15 protein-coding genes are annotated in these 14,868 nt (G+C 60.4%); 9 read left to right on the top strand and 6 right to left on the bottom strand.

Going from position 1 to position 14,868, the window contains the following annotated elements:
• Positions 1-12: 12 nt before the first annotated feature.
• Positions 13-1,434: an aminotransferase-like domain-containing protein gene (locus ALO43_RS04735; RefSeq protein ID WP_005887678.1), complete on the bottom strand. Its 1,422-nt coding sequence runs from the start codon at positions 1,432-1,434 to the stop codon at positions 13-15.
• 173 nt (positions 1,435-1,607) lie between these two features.
• Between ALO43_RS04735 and ALO43_RS04730 the strand changes: the two genes are divergently transcribed.
• Complete coding sequence (locus tag ALO43_RS04730) at positions 1,608-1,859, top strand: DUF1127 domain-containing protein (RefSeq protein ID WP_005887677.1); 252 nt, start codon at positions 1,608-1,610, stop codon at positions 1,857-1,859.
• 4 nt (positions 1,860-1,863) lie between these two features.
• Here the strand turns inward: ALO43_RS04730 and ALO43_RS04725 are convergent, their stop codons facing one another.
• A complete protein-coding gene (locus ALO43_RS04725) occupies positions 1,864-3,177 on the bottom strand; it encodes an NAD(P)/FAD-dependent oxidoreductase (protein ID WP_053479911.1) in 1,314 nt (437 codons plus the stop codon).
• 105 nt (positions 3,178-3,282) lie between these two features.
• On the opposite strand from ALO43_RS04725, the gene ALO43_RS04720 reads away from it, so the two are divergent.
• Positions 3,283-3,636: a YkgJ family cysteine cluster protein gene (locus tag ALO43_RS04720; RefSeq protein WP_005887673.1), complete on the top strand. Its 354-nt coding sequence runs from the start codon at positions 3,283-3,285 to the stop codon at positions 3,634-3,636.
• A 9-nt stretch (positions 3,637-3,645) separates the two neighbouring features.
• On the opposite strand, the gene ALO43_RS04715 is transcribed toward ALO43_RS04720, so the two are convergent.
• On the bottom strand, positions 3,646-4,134 hold the full coding sequence (locus ALO43_RS04715) for an Lrp/AsnC ligand binding domain-containing protein (protein WP_005887671.1): 489 nt from the start codon (positions 4,132-4,134) through the stop codon (positions 3,646-3,648).
• Positions 4,135-4,291: 157 nt separating this feature from the next.
• On the opposite strand from ALO43_RS04715, the gene dadA reads away from it, so the two are divergent.
• The 6 genes from dadA to ALO43_RS04685 all read left to right on the top strand — a co-directional run bounded on the left by dadA (position 4,292) and on the right by ALO43_RS04685 (position 10,215).
• Complete coding sequence (gene dadA / locus ALO43_RS04710; RefSeq protein ID WP_054997186.1) at positions 4,292-5,593, top strand: D-amino acid dehydrogenase; 1,302 nt, start codon at positions 4,292-4,294, stop codon at positions 5,591-5,593.
• The gene (locus ALO43_RS04705; protein ID WP_005887667.1) at positions 5,565-5,918 is read left to right on the top strand and encodes a RidA family protein; all 354 of its coding nucleotides are present in this window, start codon (positions 5,565-5,567) and stop codon (positions 5,916-5,918) included. The genes dadA and ALO43_RS04705 overlap by 29 nt, the downstream gene beginning before the upstream one ends.
• A gap of 80 nt (positions 5,919-5,998) precedes the next feature.
• Positions 5,999-7,072 (top strand): alanine racemase, encoded by a 1,074-nt coding sequence (gene alr / locus ALO43_RS04700; RefSeq protein ID WP_054997185.1) that lies wholly within the window; start codon positions 5,999-6,001, stop codon positions 7,070-7,072.
• A 124-nt stretch (positions 7,073-7,196) separates the two neighbouring features.
• A complete protein-coding gene (locus ALO43_RS04695; RefSeq protein ID WP_005887663.1) occupies positions 7,197-7,745 on the top strand; it encodes a cupin domain-containing protein in 549 nt (182 codons plus the stop codon).
• Positions 7,746-7,769: 24 nt separating this feature from the next.
• Positions 7,770-8,093: a c-type cytochrome gene (locus tag ALO43_RS04690; protein WP_005887662.1), complete on the top strand. Its 324-nt coding sequence runs from the start codon at positions 7,770-7,772 to the stop codon at positions 8,091-8,093.
• A 190-nt stretch (positions 8,094-8,283) separates the two neighbouring features.
• Positions 8,284-10,215, top strand: a complete 1,932-nt coding sequence (locus ALO43_RS04685; RefSeq protein WP_024691587.1) for an acetyl-CoA hydrolase/transferase C-terminal domain-containing protein — start codon at positions 8,284-8,286, stop codon at positions 10,213-10,215.
• A 98-nt stretch (positions 10,216-10,313) separates the two neighbouring features.
• On the opposite strand, the gene ALO43_RS04680 is transcribed toward ALO43_RS04685, so the two are convergent.
• Genes ALO43_RS04680 through ALO43_RS04670 form a run of 3 tightly spaced genes read right to left on the bottom strand, consistent with a single transcriptional unit; the run spans position 10,314 to position 13,284 of the window.
• On the bottom strand, positions 10,314-11,126 hold the full coding sequence (locus ALO43_RS04680; protein ID WP_024671442.1) for a sulfite exporter TauE/SafE family protein: 813 nt from the start codon (positions 11,124-11,126) through the stop codon (positions 10,314-10,316).
• The gene (locus tag ALO43_RS04675) at positions 11,119-12,372 is read right to left on the bottom strand and encodes an NAD(P)/FAD-dependent oxidoreductase (RefSeq protein ID WP_054997184.1); all 1,254 of its coding nucleotides are present in this window, start codon (positions 12,370-12,372) and stop codon (positions 11,119-11,121) included. The genes ALO43_RS04680 and ALO43_RS04675 overlap by 8 nt, the downstream gene beginning before the upstream one ends.
• A 27-nt stretch (positions 12,373-12,399) precedes the next feature.
• Positions 12,400-13,284: an MBL fold metallo-hydrolase gene (locus ALO43_RS04670; RefSeq protein WP_005894592.1), complete on the bottom strand. Its 885-nt coding sequence runs from the start codon at positions 13,282-13,284 to the stop codon at positions 12,400-12,402.
• 259 nt (positions 13,285-13,543) lie between these two features.
• On the opposite strand from ALO43_RS04670, the gene ALO43_RS04665 reads away from it, so the two are divergent.
• A complete protein-coding gene (locus tag ALO43_RS04665) occupies positions 13,544-14,857 on the top strand; it encodes a sigma-54 interaction domain-containing protein (RefSeq protein WP_024671444.1) in 1,314 nt (437 codons plus the stop codon).
• Positions 14,858-14,868 lie beyond the last annotated feature (11 nt).

Genomic DNA, 14,868 nt, shown 5'->3' with positions numbered 1-14,868 from the left:
GATTTGCCAGCGTCAGTCAGTTTGCGCATTCAGTTGCGTGATTGTCTCGCCCACGATACGCACTGCGTTCTCGATTTCCCGTGTGGGTCTGGACGCGTAATTCATGCGCAGGCAGTTTCGATACTTGCCCGATGCCGAGAAAATACTGCCCACGGCGACCTGCACGCCTCTGTCCAGCAAGACACGGTTCAGGCGTTGAGTGTCAAAGCCCTCGGCCAACTCTACCCACAGCATGAAGCCGCCTTGCGGACGACTGACGCGTGTGCCTTCGGGAAAATAGCTCATCACCCAGTCGATGATCTGATCTCGACTGCGCTGGTACTGGGTACGCATACGTCTTACGTGCGGCGTGTAATGACCGCCTTCGAGAAAGTCTGCGATAGCCAGTTGCGGTTGAGGGGCAGTGGAACCGGTGCCGATGTATTTCATGTGCAGCACTTGCTCCAGGTAACGCCCCGGCGCCACCCAGCCAACCCTCAGGCCGGGCGCAAGCGTCTTGGAAAAAGAACTGCAGAGCAGCACGCGACCGTCTTCATCGAAGGACTTGATGGTGCGCGGGCGAGGGTAGTTGTACGCAAGGTCGCCATACACATCGTCTTCGATGATCGCCACATCGAAGCGTTGCGCCAAGGTGAGCAGGGCACGCTTGCGGTCTTCCGGCATGATGTAGCCGAGCGGGTTGTTGCAGTTTGGCGTCAACTGGATGACCTTGATCGGCCACTGCTCGAGCGCCAGCTCCAGCGCTTCCAGACTGATGCCGGTCAGTGGGTCGGTCGGAATCTCCATGGCTTTCATGCCGACGCCCTTGAGGGTCTGCATGGCGCCGAAAAAGCTGGGCGAGTCCACGGCAACGATGTCACCCGGCTCACAGATTGCGCGAACGCTGGCAGAGAGGGCTTCGTGACAACCGGTGGTGATAATCAGGTCACTGGCGCTCAAATTGCAGCCTGAATCGAGCATCAGCCGGGCGATCTGTTCGCGCAACCTAGGCACGCCATAGATGTTGTCGTAATACAGACCCGGCATGTCCTGATGACGACTCAATTGGCTGAACGCGCGCATCAGCGGCTTCAGAGTCGGGCTGGTGACATCAGGCATGCCGCGCCCCAGTTGGGTCACGGCGTCGCGCGGCGCCACGCGGATCAGCTCCAGCACCTGATCCCATTGGGAGATATCCACAGGCCTCTGCACCGGACGGCCTACTGCCGGAAGCGCAGGAGCGCGCTTGCTGACCGACACAAAATAACCGGACTTGGGTTTGGGTGACGCCAGGCCGTTGTCTTCCAGTAACCGATATGCCTGCTGCACAGTGCTCAGACTGACGCCGTGTTCGAGGCTTAGCGCACGCACCGAAGGCAGGCGGTCACCAGGGCGATAAAAACCGTTTTCGATGCGCGAGCCGAGTAGTTCGGCAAGGTTGACGTAGAGCGTCATGACGGCCTCTTGTTATTTACAACGCCAATAGCAGTACAGATGGGGCAGAAATATAGCATTCAGAGCTATTTATCAGCAGTCTGTATGGAAAATATAACTGCATTTTGAATCTGTATTGGTTTTGCCCGTCGTTTCATCATAGACCCACGCCCAACCAAGATGAGTGAATCGAAATGAACGGGTTCAGCGATGTGCGTCTGACGCTTCACAGCCAGGAACTGAATGACTATCGGGCGGCAGCCATCAAGACAGTCCGTCCGCAAAAGATCGACCTGCTGGCGGGCATGAGCCGCTGGGCGCGCTACCAGCATCGCTGGACATCCCGCCGCGCCTTGCTGGAGCTGACCGATGATGAGTTGCGCGACATCGGCCTCGATGCCCGGCAGGCCAGGGCCGAGGCCATGAAACCGTTCTGGAGGACGTGAGCCTTCAGCGCAATTCTTTCAGCCGGTGCCAGAGCATGCCCAGCGCCAGTAAGGGCGAACGCAGATGCTTGCCGCCCGGAAAGGTCATGTGCGGCACCTTGGCGAACAGCTCGAAACCATCACTGTGCTGCCTGCTGATGGCTTCGGCGAGCAAGCGGCCCGCAAGGTGCGTGGCGTTCACGCCGTGCCCCGAATAGGCCTGGGCATAAAACACGTTGGGATGGGACTTGAGCCGACCGATCTGCGGCAGGCGGTTGGCGCCGATACCGATCATGCCGCCCCATTGATAATCGATTTTCACGCCTTTCAGCTGCGGGAATACTTCCAGCATCTTGGGACGCATATAAGCGGCGACATCCTGCGGATCACGCCCTGAATAATGACAGGCACCTCCGAACAACAGGCGACGGTCGGCAGACAGGCGATAGTAGTCCACTGTCACGCGCTGATCGCAGACGGCCATGTCCTGTGGCAGCAATGCACTGGCCTGAGCCTCGCTCAAGGGCTCAGTCGCAATGATGTAACTGCCTGCGGGCAAAACCTTGCCGCTGAGTTCCGGGTTCAGGTCATTGAGGTAAGCGTTGCAACCGAGCACCAGGGTTTTCGCCAGTACCGTCCCTTGAGCCGTGTGCACCTTGACCTGCGAGCCATAGTCGATGCGAGTCACAGCAGAGTGCTCGAACACCTGCACGCCCAGCGCTTGTGCGACCGCCGCTTCGCCCAACGCAAGGTTCAACGGATGCAGATGCCCGGAGCCCATGTCGATCAGCCCGCCGACGTATCGATCGGAACCCACCACGCTGCGCATCTGATCAGGTTGCAGCAGCTGCAAAGCATGGCGATAACCGAGGCTGCGCAGTTCATCTGCGTCCTCGGCCAGGCTGTCCAGATCACGCGGTTTGTTGGCCAGATCGCAATAACCCCATTTCAGGTCGCAGTCGATGCCGTAACACTCGACACGCTGGCGTACGATCTCGACGGCCTCGATACCCAGCAGCTTGAGCTGGCGCACGCCGTCACTGCCAATGACATTGGCGAACTGCCCGACGTCATGGCCGACGCCGCGAATCAACTGCCCGCCGTTACGCCCGCTGGCCCCCCAACCAATCTTGCGCGCTTCCAGCAGCGCCACGCTCAAGCCGCGCTCGGTCAGTTCGATGGCAGTGTTGAGCCCGGAAAATCCACCGCCCACGACACACACGTCCACCTTCAGCTCGCCTTGAAGCACAGCATGATCCGGTTGCGGATGGCTGCTGGCAGCATAGTAGGAGGCAACATGAGGGGCGTCACGGTTCGGATGCTGAACGCGAGCGTTCATGGATTCTTCCTGTTGGCGATGTTTGTATGCAGGGGAGGATAAGCCGCTGTCATGAGCCTGCCAACTGAGGCAAACTCCCTGCATTGTGTGTGGATGATCGATTCAATGAGCTGCAACCGCCAAAAAGTCAGCGATCTGCGACGTCAGATTCCCTCGTTCGAGTGCGTGCCCGGCTGTCACGATTGCTGCGGGCCGGTCACGACGTCGCCCGAAGAAATGTCGCGCCTGCCGCGCAAGACTGCCGCCGAGCAGGAAGCCGCGCTCGATGAGCTGAACTGTGTCCACCTGGGCCCGCAAGGCTGCACGGTGTATGACGAACGCCCGCTGATCTGCCGCCTGTTTGGCACCACTGCAAGCCTGCCGTGCCCGAACAACCGCCGCCCGGTGGAGCTCATCCACCCGCAGGTCGAAAAACAGATACACGCGTACATGGCGTCGACCCGCCAGGTGCTGGTGTAAGCGCCAGAATCACTCGGGAACAGGCAGGTTCAGGCTTTCTTTCACTTCCTCCATCACGATGTAGCTCTTGGACTCGCGCACATGCGGCAGCTTGAGCAGGATGTCGCCCAGCAGTTTGCGATACGACGCCATCTCGGAAATACGCGCCTTGACCAGATAGTCGAAGTCGCCGGACACCAGGTGACACTCCAGCACGTGCGGCAGCTTCAGCACGGCGCGGCGAAATTCTTCGAAGGTGTCGCCAGACTTGTAATCCAGGCTTATTTCCACGAAGACCAGCAGGCTGGCCTTGAGGCTTTGCGGGTTCAGGCGGGCGTTGTAACCCATGATGATGCCCTCGCGCTCCAGCCGACGAACGCGCTCGGTACAGGGCGTGGTCGAAAGGCCGACCCTTTCGCCCAGCTCGGTAAACGAGATACGTGCATCTGCCTGAAGAATGCGCAGGATATTGCGATCAATCTTGTCCAGTTCGCGATTTGACTGATGTTGAGTACGCACGGGCAAGTTCCCCTCTACCAAAGCGTTTAATGCCGTGAATAAAAGCTGAATATAAACGGTTATACAGTGAGAAACACTGCCCGTAGCTCAATATACTGCGCACATTCTGGCTTTAACCTTAAAAATATCAGCGGATATCCGCGATGAGGTCGTCGACATGCGCGTTCTGGTCCTTGGTAGTGGCGTCATCGGTACCACCAGTGCTTATTATCTGGCGCGTACCGGTTTCCAGGTGACCGTGATCGACCGCCAGCCCGCTGCCGGCATGGAGACCAGTTTTGCCAATGCCGGCCAGGTCTCTCCGGGCTATGCCTCGCCCTGGGCTGCGCCAGGTGTGCCGCTCAAGGCCATCAAGTGGCTGCTGGAGCGCCATGCGCCACTGGCGATCAAAGCCACCACCGACATCGATCAATACCTGTGGATGGCCCAGATGCTGCGCAACTGCACGGCAAGCCGGTATGCCGTCAACAAGGAGCGCATGGTGCGCCTCTCCGAATACAGCCGCGATTGCCTGGACGAGCTGCGCATCGAAACCGGGATTGCCTACGAGGGTCGTCGCCTGGGCACTACCCAGCTGTTCCGTACTCAGGCGCAACTGGACAATGCCGCCAAGGACATCTCGGTGCTCGAGCAGTCCGGTGTTCCTTATGAGCTGCTGGACCGCGAGGGCATTGCCCGTGTCGAACCGGCACTGGCCGGGGTGACCGGCATACTGAGCGGCGCATTGCGCTTGCCCAACGACCAGACCGGTGACTGCCAGCTGTTCACCACGCGGCTGGCGGAGATGGCGGTGGCACTGGGCGTCGAGTTCCGTTACGGCCAGAACATCGAGCGCCTTGACCACGCAGGCGATAGCATCAACGGCGTGTGGGTCGATGGCGTGCTGGAAACCGCAGACCGCTATGTGCTGGCGCTGGGCAGTTACTCGCCACAGTTGCTCAAGCCGCTGGGCATCAAGGCCCCGGTGTACCCGCTCAAGGGGTATTCGCTGACGGTGCCGATCACCCGCCCCGAGATGGCGCCGAAATCGACCATTCTCGATGAAACCTACAAGGTCGCTATCACCCGTTTCGATAACCGAATCCGGGTCGGTGGCATGGCCGAAATCGCCGGGTTCGACCTCTCGCTCAACCCTCGTCGTCGCGAAACGCTGGAGATGATCGTCGGTGACCTCTATCCTCAGGGCGGCGACTTGAGCCAGGCGAGCTTCTGGACCGGGCTGCGTCCGACCACACCCGACGGGACGCCGATCGTGGGTGCAACACCGTTCCGCAACCTGTTCCTCAACACAGGCCACGGCACGCTGGGCTGGACGATGGCGTGTGGTTCCGGTCGTTTGCTGGCAGATATCATCGCCCGCAAGACACCTCAGATCAGTGCCCAAGGGCTTGATATCTCTCGTTACGGCCACACCCAGGAGAATGCACAGCATGTCAATCCAGCGCCAGCTCACCAATGAGCGCATGAGTCAGGTCGTCGTCCACAATGGCACCGTCTATCTGTCAGGCCAGGTGGGCGATGACATGACCGCAGGTGTCGAGCAACAGACCCGGGAGGTCCTGAACAGCATCGAGCGTCTGCTCGACCTGGCTGGCACCGACAAGACGCGTATTCTGGCGGTCACGATTTACCTGAAGGACATCGACGCGCACTTCGCCGGCATGAACAGTGTGTGGGACAAGTGGTTGCCCAAGGGCTTCGCTCCCGCCCGTGCAACGGTCGAAGCCAAGTTGTGCGAGCCGGAAATCCTTGTCGAACTGTCGGTTGTCGCAGCACTGCCATAACGCTTCGCAACGGTCCGGCGCAGCCTCCACAACGCCGGGCTTTCTTCTTCGATTACTCTCTTCAGGCAACTACCGTCACCATGCGTCCAGCCCGCGCCCTTATTGATCTTCAGGCACTGCGCCACAACTACCAACTGGCTCGAGAAAGCAGCGGCGGCAAGGCCCTTGCGGTCATCAAAGCCGATGCTTATGGCCACGGCGCAGTGCGTGTCGCCCAGGCACTGGAGGCACAGGCCGACGGTTTCGCAGTTGCCTGCATCGAAGAGGCGCTGGAGCTGCGCGCAGCCGGCCTTCGCGCGCCCATCCTGCTGCTCGAAGGCTTCTTTGAAGCGGATGAGCTGGCGCTGATTGTCGAGCATGACTTATGGACGGTTGTGCATACGATTTGGCAACTGGAGGCCATTGAAAAGGCTCGCCTCGACAAGCCGTTAACCGTCTGGCTCAAGCTCGACACCGGCATGCACCGCGTCGGGCTGTACCCTTCGGAATATCGCGCGGCCCACCAGCGTCTGCTGGCCAGCGGCAAAGTGGCGAAAGTCGTCCTGATGACTCACTTCGCCTGTGCAGACGAACTGGACAGCCCGTCGAGCGCCGAACAGTACGCAGTGTTCGAAGCCACCTGCCAGGGGCTGGCGGCAGAAACCAGCCTGAAAAACTCGCCTGCCGTGTTGGGCTGGCCGAAGATCCGCAGCGACTGGTCGCGTACCGGCATCATGCTTTACGGCGCTACGCCGTTTGGCCAGTCGCAGCCACTGGCAGACCGGCTGCAACCGGTCATGACGCTGGAATCGAAAATCATCAGCGTGCGCGAAGTGCCTGCTGGCGAGGCCGTGGGTTATGGCGCGACCTTCGTCAGCGACTGCCCATTGCGGGTCGGCGTAGCGGCCATGGGATATGCCGACGGTTATCCGCGCCACGCGCCGTCCGGCACGCCTGTGCATGTCGATGGCCAGCGCTCCAGGCTGATTGGCCGAGTGTCCATGGACATGCTCTGCGTGGACCTGACCGGGTTGCCACAGGCCAGGCTCGGCAGTCGGGTCGAGCTGTGGGGCAAGGGCGTGCTCGCCAGCGAAGTTGCAGCGCAGGCTGAGACGATTCCATACCAGATCTTCTGCAATCTGCGTCGTGTTCCGCGTATCTATTCCGAAAACTGATCCCTGCGTCTCGGCGCCAGTCCTTTACGTTTCGGTTTCTGTCGAAGTGTTGTAAATATTGAACGCTGTTGCCATGATGGCGTTCATAACGACCTGACCTGACAAAAACCGGGGGAATGCCGCATTGGACGTGGGTGAACGGCTGCAATCGATCCGCAAGCTCAAGGGCCTGTCCCAACGAGAACTCGCCAAGCGCGCAGGCGTGACCAACAGCACCATTTCCATGATCGAGAAAAACAGCGTAAGCCCTTCGATCAGCTCACTGCGCAAGGTGCTGGGCGGCATCCCGATGTCCATGGTCGAATTCTTCTCGGAAGAAACCGTGCCGGAGAACGCAGCCCAGGTGGTCTACAAGGCCAGCGAGCTGATTGATATCTCGGACGGTGCCGTCACTATGAAGCTGGTCGGCAAGTCGCATCAGGGCCGCGCCATCGCGTTCCTGACCGAAACCTACCCGCCGGGCGCCGATACCGGCGAAGAAATGCTCGTTCACGAAGGCGAAGAAACCGGAATTCTCGTTGAAGGACGGCTTGAGCTGGTTGTCGGACACGACACTTACGTGCTCGAGGCAGGCGACAGTTATTACTTCGAAAGCACTCGACCGCACCGCTTTCGCAACCCGTTCGATGTTGCGGCGCGACTGATCAGCGCTGCAACGCCTGCTAATTTCTGACCGCCTTATGCCGATGAGTGCAGCGTGAAGACGACCCTGAAGAACCTGGCCATAGCGGGCACGTTGACGATTTTGGCGCTGAACACTCAGGCCGCCGACAATGCCCGATCCCCTGACGACATCATTGCTGCGCATTGCGTAGCCTGCCACAGCGTCGGCCTGCTCAACGCGCCGAAGATCGGTGACACGCCAGCCTGGGAAGAGCGGGCGAAAAAAGCAGGCGGCCTGGATGGCCTGCTGGCCAGCACCATCAAAGGCCTGAGCATCATGCCCCCGAAAGGCACCTGCGGCGATTGCACTGACGAAGAACTCAAAAGCACCATCCAGAGCATGTCCGGACTGAAATAACCCTATGATTCCGGTCCCTCACCTGACCGTAATCGCGCGGCATGGCGAAGGCCTCTCGTTCTTCACGCGCGTGGGAATGCATTTCGTGACGCTCCGCGTCACACTCTGGAGCATCAGCACGGTGGCCATGCAACACTTTCACTTCGTCACCGGTCCAACCTGCATCCAATAACAATTCAGGAGAGCCGGGATGCCGTATTCCTGTTCCATCGAGCAAGCCGTCGATCACGTTCTGGCGCAGTTACCCGAGCATATTCATCTCGGCATGCCGTTGGGGCTGGGCAAGCCCAATCGGTTCGTCAACGCCCTGTACCAACGTATCAGTCAGCTGCCCGAGCGAAGGTTGACGATCTACACCGCCCTGACGCTTGGTCGACCCACGCCGGGCGAGGGCTTGCAGGCGCGGTTTCTGGAGCCGTTTCTGGAACGGACATTCGGAGACTATCCGGAGCTTGAATACCTCTCCGCCCTGCGCCGCGACAAACTGCCCGCCAATATTCGCGTCCAGCAGTTCTTCATGCAGCCAGGCAGCCTGCTCGACAGTGCGCCGGCCCAGCAGGACTACGTCAGCAGCAATTACAGCCACGCCGCCCGCGACATCAACGCCAACGGGCTGAACCTGATTGCGCAGCTGATAGCGCGCGATGATCAGCGTCCGACCACGCTGAGCCTGAGCTGCAACCCGGACGTGACCCTCGATCTGCTGCCCATGATCGCCAAGCGTCGAGCTGCCGGAGAAACCATTCTGATGCTCGGCCAGGTCCACGCTGACCTGCCGTACATGCCGGGCGACTCGGAGCTGGACGTCGAAGCCTTCGATCTGCTGTTGAACGAAGACGAGCGCAGCACGCTGTTTTCGACGCCCAACATGCCGGTCGGCTATCAAGATCATCTGATCGGCCTGCACACCAGCACATTGGTGCGCGACGGCGGTACGCTGCAGATAGGCATCGGCTCGATGGGCGATGCGCTGACCGGCGCATTGCTGGCGAGGCAGGCCGACAACGAAACCTGGCGTAGCCTGCTGGCCGAGCTGAACATGAGCAACTGGCAGACCCTGATCGACCGGGAGGGCGGTACCCAGCCTTTCGCCAGCGGTCTTTATGGCTGTAGCGAGATGTTCGTCAACGGGCTGTTGGTGCTGGCCGATGCAGGCATTGTGCGGCGCAAGGTGTATGCCGATGCAGAGCTGCAGCGGTTGGCCAACATGGGCACCCTGGACGAAGACGCGCACCCTGAAGGCGTAATCGTGCACGGCGGGTTCTTCCTCGGGCCGTCGAGTTTTTACCAACGCCTGCGCGAGCTGCCTGCCGAACGCCTGGCACAATTCAACATGACTGCCATCAGCTACATCAACGAGCTTTATGGCCAGGAAGACCTCAAGCGCCTGCAACGACGCGATGCGCGCTTCATCAACAGCGCATTCACCGTCACGCTGATGGGCGCAGCAGTGGCCGACCAGCTGGAAGACGGCAGGGTGCTCAGCGGTGTTGGCGGGCAATACAACTTCGTCGCCCAGGCTCATGCACTGGAAGGCGCTCGTTCGATTCTAATGCTGCGCAGTTGGCGCGAGTCAGGCGGCGAGGTCAGCTCAAATATCGTCTGGCAATATGGCCATACAACGATCCCCCGGCACCTGCGCGACATCGTCGTGACCGAATACGGCATTGCCGACCTGCGCGGCCAGACCGACGCCACAGTCATCGAACGCATTCTGAATATCACCGACTCAAGGTTTCAGCCTGGCTTGATCGAGCAGGCCCAAAAGGCTGGCAAGCTGCCCAAGGATTTCCACCTCGACCCGCGCTTTACTCAGAACACACCAGAACGCCTGCGAGAAACTTCAGCGCATTACCCATCGTTGTTCACCGAGTACCCGTTGGGCTGTGATTTCACGCCTGAAGAGCGCGATCTGCTGCGGGCGCTGAACTGGCTGAAAAGCAAACTCAAGCTCACAGAAATTCTCGAACTGGGCAAAGCCACCCTCGATGCTCCAGAGCCGGAAGCCTTCCAGCAGCATCTGCAGCGCATGCAACTGGACAACCCGCAGGGCCTGCGCGAAGAGCTGTACCAGCGGCTGCTGCTGGCTGGGCTGCAGAATACAACCGGGCTGACGGGCTGATGCTCGTCCCCACGCTACAGCGTGGGGGACGCAGTTCTGGATGCTCTGCGTCCGATGTTGATGTGCGGGTACGAGACTCATAGAAGAGCCAACGCCAACTACACCACCGTAAGCACCAACATAACCGCAGCAACGAGCCCGCACACAGCAAACAACTGCTGTAAACGCGGGCCAGCAAGGTAGCGGGAGATTTGTCTGCCACCGACCAGGCCGGCAACCGCGCCGAGCGCGAAGGGCGCGCCTACCGCCCAGTGCATGACCCCGCTGAGCGAAGCGATGATGACACTGCCTGCAGAAACCAGAGCGATCACCGCCAGTGAGGTCGCCACGACGCTCTTCATGTCCAGATCGCTATAGCGGGTCAGCGCCGGAATTATCACAAAGCCGCCGCCCACGCCGAGCAGCCCGGACAGCAACCCCGAGCCCATACCGGTCAGCGTCAAGGCACGCAGGCACGGCATCGTCCAGCGCAGTCGTCCTTGCAGCGGGTTGAGAACGCAGGGCAGTATTTCTGCTCGCGGCGCAGCCTGGCCGTCACGCAGTTCACGGCTGGCCCGCATGAACATGCGCCCGCAGGCATACAGCAACACTGTCGAAAATATCAGCGCCAGCGGCGCGGCGGGCAGACGGTGGGCAAGCCAGAGGCCGATGGGAGACATCAGCACGCCGATACCTGCGATGTACCCTGCCGCGCGATAGCGCACGATGCCCTGGCGCAACCCCAGCACAGCGCCGACCCCGGCAGCCAGCCCCACCGCCAGCAGGCCGACCGGCGCTGCTTCGACAATCGTCAGCCCAAGCCCGAACACCAGCAACGGCACCGCGAGAATGCCGCCGCCTGCCCCGGTCAGTGCCAGCACCACCCCGATGATTGCGCCCAGACCTGCGCCCAATAACTGATGCTCAACCATGCGGAGCGTTAGCCTTCTTGGGTTTTGCCAGCCATTCACGGCCCTTGAGCATGGCGTTCCAGTACAGCGCGGGTAGCACGCGCTCTTTCAACCACCACGCCAGTCGAGTCGGTTTGCGCCCATCCAGCAACCAGCCCGGAAAGCTGGGCGCCACCTTGCCGCCATAGGTGAACTCGGCCAGCACGATTTTGCCTTTTTCGACAGTCAGCGGGCAGGAGCCATAGCCGTCATAAGCAGCCGAACCGCTCAGCCGACCCAACGCAACCAGTACATTATTGGCCACTACCGGTGCCTGTTTGCGGGCGGCAGCAGCGGTCTTGGCGTTGCTGGTATTAGTGGCGTCGCCCAACCCGTGAATGTTGGCAAACTGCCGATGCCGAAGCGTGGCAGGGTCCACATCTACCCAGCCGGCCGCGTCGGCGAGCGGGCTGTTGCGAATGAAATCGGGGGCAGTCTGCGGAGGCACGACATGCAGCATGTCAAAACTTTGCTCGACGGTTTCACTGCTGCCGTCGGGCTGGCTGCGAATGAACGTGGCGCGTTTCCCCGGCCCGTCAACAGCCACCAGTCGGTGGCTGAACTTGAGGTCGATGGCGTAACGATCCACATAGCTCATCAGCGCCGGAACGTAATCTGCAACACCGAACAGCACGCCACCGGCGTTATAGAACTGCGTATCGATCTGCGCGAGATACCCGGCTTTCAGCCAGTGATCGCAGGACAGGTACATGGCCTTTTGCGGCGCACCGGCGCACTTTATCGGCATCGGCGGCTGGGTGAACAAAGCGCGGCCCTGCTTGAGTTCCTGCACCAGTTTCCAAGTGTAAGGCGCCAGGTCAAAACGGTAATTGGACGTCACGCCGTTGGCACCCAGGGTTTCGACCAACCCGTCGATGGCTGCCCAGTCCAGCTTCAGCCCGGGGCAGACCACCAGTTGCTGATAGCCGATCGTGCTGCCGTCTTCCAGTGTCAGGGCGTTGTCCTGCGGTTCGAAGCTTGCCACCGCGGCCTTGATCCACTGCACGCCCTTGGGGATCAGTGAAACCATACTGCGCGCCGTCGATTGCGCTTCAAAGATGCCTGCACCGACCATCGTCCAGCCAGGCTGGTAGTAGTGGGTGTCGGCAGGATCAACAAGCGTGATCTGCAGCGAGGCATCGCGGGCGAGCAGGCTTGTGGCCGTGGCTATGCCGGCAGCACCCGCGCCGACGATCAGGATCTGACAGGTAGTATTCGAGGCATTCATTGCAGAGTTTCCAATGGCAGGCAGGGCTCATAGCGCATTGAGCGGGATCTTCAGATAAACGACGCCGTTGTCTTCGGGCTCCGGAAAGTGCCCGCAACGCATGTTGACTTGCACCGAAGGCAGCATCAGCACCGGCATCTCCAGCGTCACATCGCGGGCTTCGCGCATGCTGACGAATGTGTCTTCATCGACGCCGTCATGCACATGAATATTGCTCGCGCGCTGCTCAGCGACGGTAGTCATGTATTTCAGCGCCCGGCCGTTGGGCAGGTAGTCGTGACACATGAACAGAAGGGTTTGCGGTGGCAGGGCCAGCAGCTTGCGAATCGAACGGTACAAGGTGCGTGCATCGGCGCCCGGGAAGTCGCAGCGGGCGGTGCCGTAATCGGGCATGAACAGCGTATCGCCGACAAACGCGACGGTCTGTTCGCCGACCTGCACCAAGTAGCTCATACAGGCCGGCGTGTGTCCGGGCGTGTGCATGGCTTTTACCTGCAGCGTGCCGATGGCGAATGCAGCGTCATCATCCAGAAGTACATCGAACTGGCTGCCATTGCGCGCGAAATCCGACGATGCGTTGAACAACGCACCGAAAGTCTTCTGCACGACAGTGATGTGGCTGCCTATCACGATCTTGCCGCCAAGGTTCTGTTTCAGATAAGGCGCTGCCGACAGATGATCCGCATGTACATGCGTTTCGAAAATCCATTGCACCGAGGCCTGCAAGGCCCGTACGCGGTCAATCATCCGGTCGGCGGACTCAGTCCGGGTGCGACCGGACTTGGGGTCGTAATCGAGCACGCTGTCGATCAGCGCGCACTGCTTGCTCTCCAGGTCCATCACCAGATAACTGATGGTCCCGGTCTCGCTGTCGAACAACGCTTCAACGTGAAGCTTTTCACCAATGATCATGTGCAATTCCCATGGCTGTAATCGCCCCGAAGCTGTTTGGAGCTGGACGGTTGGCAGTCGTTGCATTGCAGTCTCAATTACCATGCCAACCACGCTGACGCACCTGGCGCTTAGTCATTGCAAGGGGCAGGTCTGTTCTACGCCTCGCCCGGTTGACAGCCGATCATGCCTGACTGCCACTTTCTGGCAGCTTGCTGGCAGTAAATGGCATAAACTGGCAGCCCGTTGACCAGCGGGCCACCCGTCTTCAGGAGCAATCATGTCAGTCATCGCCACCGATTTTACCGGCAGCCGCATGCAGTCGCTGGTGTCGTACCTCGAGCATGATCTGCGTCCGACCATCGTGCTGGACACCGACTACAACATCATCGCCGCCAATACCGCCTACCAGCGCCAGTTTGGCGTCGAGGGCACGCCGCACGTTGGCGAGAAATGTTATCGGGTATCCCACCAGTTTGCCGTGCCCTGCGATCAGGCCGGTGAGCATTGTCCGATGCGCAAGGCCCATGAAACCAGGTTGCCTGAGCGCCTGCTGCATATTCACCACACGCCGCGCGGCCCGGAGCATGTCGACGTAGAACTGCGGCCGATTCTGGACGATCAGGGCGAAGTGATCGCTTACGTCGAGCGATTGAGTTCAGTGGCGGTGGCGTCGGTCCAGCCTCAGCAACATGGGCTGGTGGGGCGTTCGGCTGCATTCAAGGAGGTGTTGAGCGCCTTGCAGCGCGCCGCGCCAGCGCAGATACCGGTGCTGCTGCAAGGCGAATCCGGGACCGGCAAAGAGCTGTTTGCACGTGCGCTGCATGCCAGCAGCTCGAGGTCTGCCGGGCCACTGGTGGTCGTGGACTGCACCGGGCTGACTGAAAGCCTGCTGGAGAGCGAGCTTTTCGGTTATGAAAAGGGTGCATTTACCGGAGCATTGCAACGCAAGACCGGCCTGGCCGAGGCCGCTCATGGCGGTACGCTGTTTCTCGACGAGATTGGCGAGGTGCCGCTGGCCATGCAGGTCAAACTGCTGAGGCTGATCGAGTCGGGGAGTTTCCGTCCGGTAGGCAGCCTGAGAACCGTGCATTCCGATTTCCGGCTGGTTGTGGCGACCCACAAGCCGCTCAAGGACATGGTCGCCGAAGGCAGCTTTCGTCAAGACCTGTTCTACCGAATCAGCGCCTTTCCGATTCGTTTGCCCGCCCTGCGTGAGCGCAGCGAGGACCTGCCGCTGCTGATCGACAGCCTGCTGCAACGCATCGCGCCAGGTGCTGCGCCACGTGTCGATAACGAGGCCATGAAACTGCTGAGCTTCTACAGCTACCCCGGCAACATCCGCGAGCTGCGCAACATCCTTGAACGCGCCAGGCTGTTCACCGATGACGGCATCATTCGCGTGCAGGATCTACCCGCTGAAGTGCGCGGGCATGGCGAGCCGAGCGGCGTTTCTTATCGCCGGCAGGATGATGGCCTGGAGAAGCTTGCCCACGCGCTGCGGGTGTTCAAAGGCTCACGCAGTGAGCTGGCCCAAGAGCTGGGATTGAGCGAACGCACCCTGTATCGGCGTTTGCGCGCACTCGGTATTTAGAGCCTGCGACG

Source organism: Pseudomonas tremae, assembly GCF_001401155.1.
Classification (GTDB): Bacteria; Pseudomonadota; Gammaproteobacteria; order Pseudomonadales; family Pseudomonadaceae; genus Aquipseudomonas; species Aquipseudomonas tremae.
Note: the sequence above shows the minus strand (reverse complement) of the source record. Positions and strands in the feature narration are given on the sequence as shown.

Coding starts and splice junctions, on each gene's coding strand:
- ALO43_RS04735 (WP_005887678.1), bottom strand. CDS start 1,434: ATGACGCTCTACGTCAACCTTGCCGAACTACTCGGCTCGCGCATCGAA.
- ALO43_RS04730 (WP_005887677.1), top strand. CDS start 1,608: ATGAACGGGTTCAGCGATGTGCGTCTGACGCTTCACAGCCAGGAACTG.
- ALO43_RS04725 (WP_053479911.1), bottom strand. CDS start 3,177: ATGAACGCTCGCGTTCAGCATCCGAACCGTGACGCCCCTCATGTTGCC.
- ALO43_RS04720 (WP_005887673.1), top strand. CDS start 3,283: ATGAGCTGCAACCGCCAAAAAGTCAGCGATCTGCGACGTCAGATTCCC.
- dadA (WP_054997186.1), top strand. CDS start 4,292: ATGCGCGTTCTGGTCCTTGGTAGTGGCGTCATCGGTACCACCAGTGCT.
- ALO43_RS04705 (WP_005887667.1), top strand. CDS start 5,565: ATGTCAATCCAGCGCCAGCTCACCAATGAGCGCATGAGTCAGGTCGTC.
- alr (WP_054997185.1), top strand. CDS start 5,999: ATGCGTCCAGCCCGCGCCCTTATTGATCTTCAGGCACTGCGCCACAAC.
- ALO43_RS04685 (WP_024691587.1), top strand. CDS start 8,284: ATGCCGTATTCCTGTTCCATCGAGCAAGCCGTCGATCACGTTCTGGCG.
- ALO43_RS04680 (WP_024671442.1), bottom strand. CDS start 11,126: ATGGTTGAGCATCAGTTATTGGGCGCAGGTCTGGGCGCAATCATCGGG.
- ALO43_RS04675 (WP_054997184.1), bottom strand. CDS start 12,372: ATGAATGCCTCGAATACTACCTGTCAGATCCTGATCGTCGGCGCGGGT.
- ALO43_RS04670 (WP_005894592.1), bottom strand. CDS start 13,284: ATGATCATTGGTGAAAAGCTTCACGTTGAAGCGTTGTTCGACAGCGAG.
- ALO43_RS04665 (WP_024671444.1), top strand. CDS start 13,544: ATGTCAGTCATCGCCACCGATTTTACCGGCAGCCGCATGCAGTCGCTG.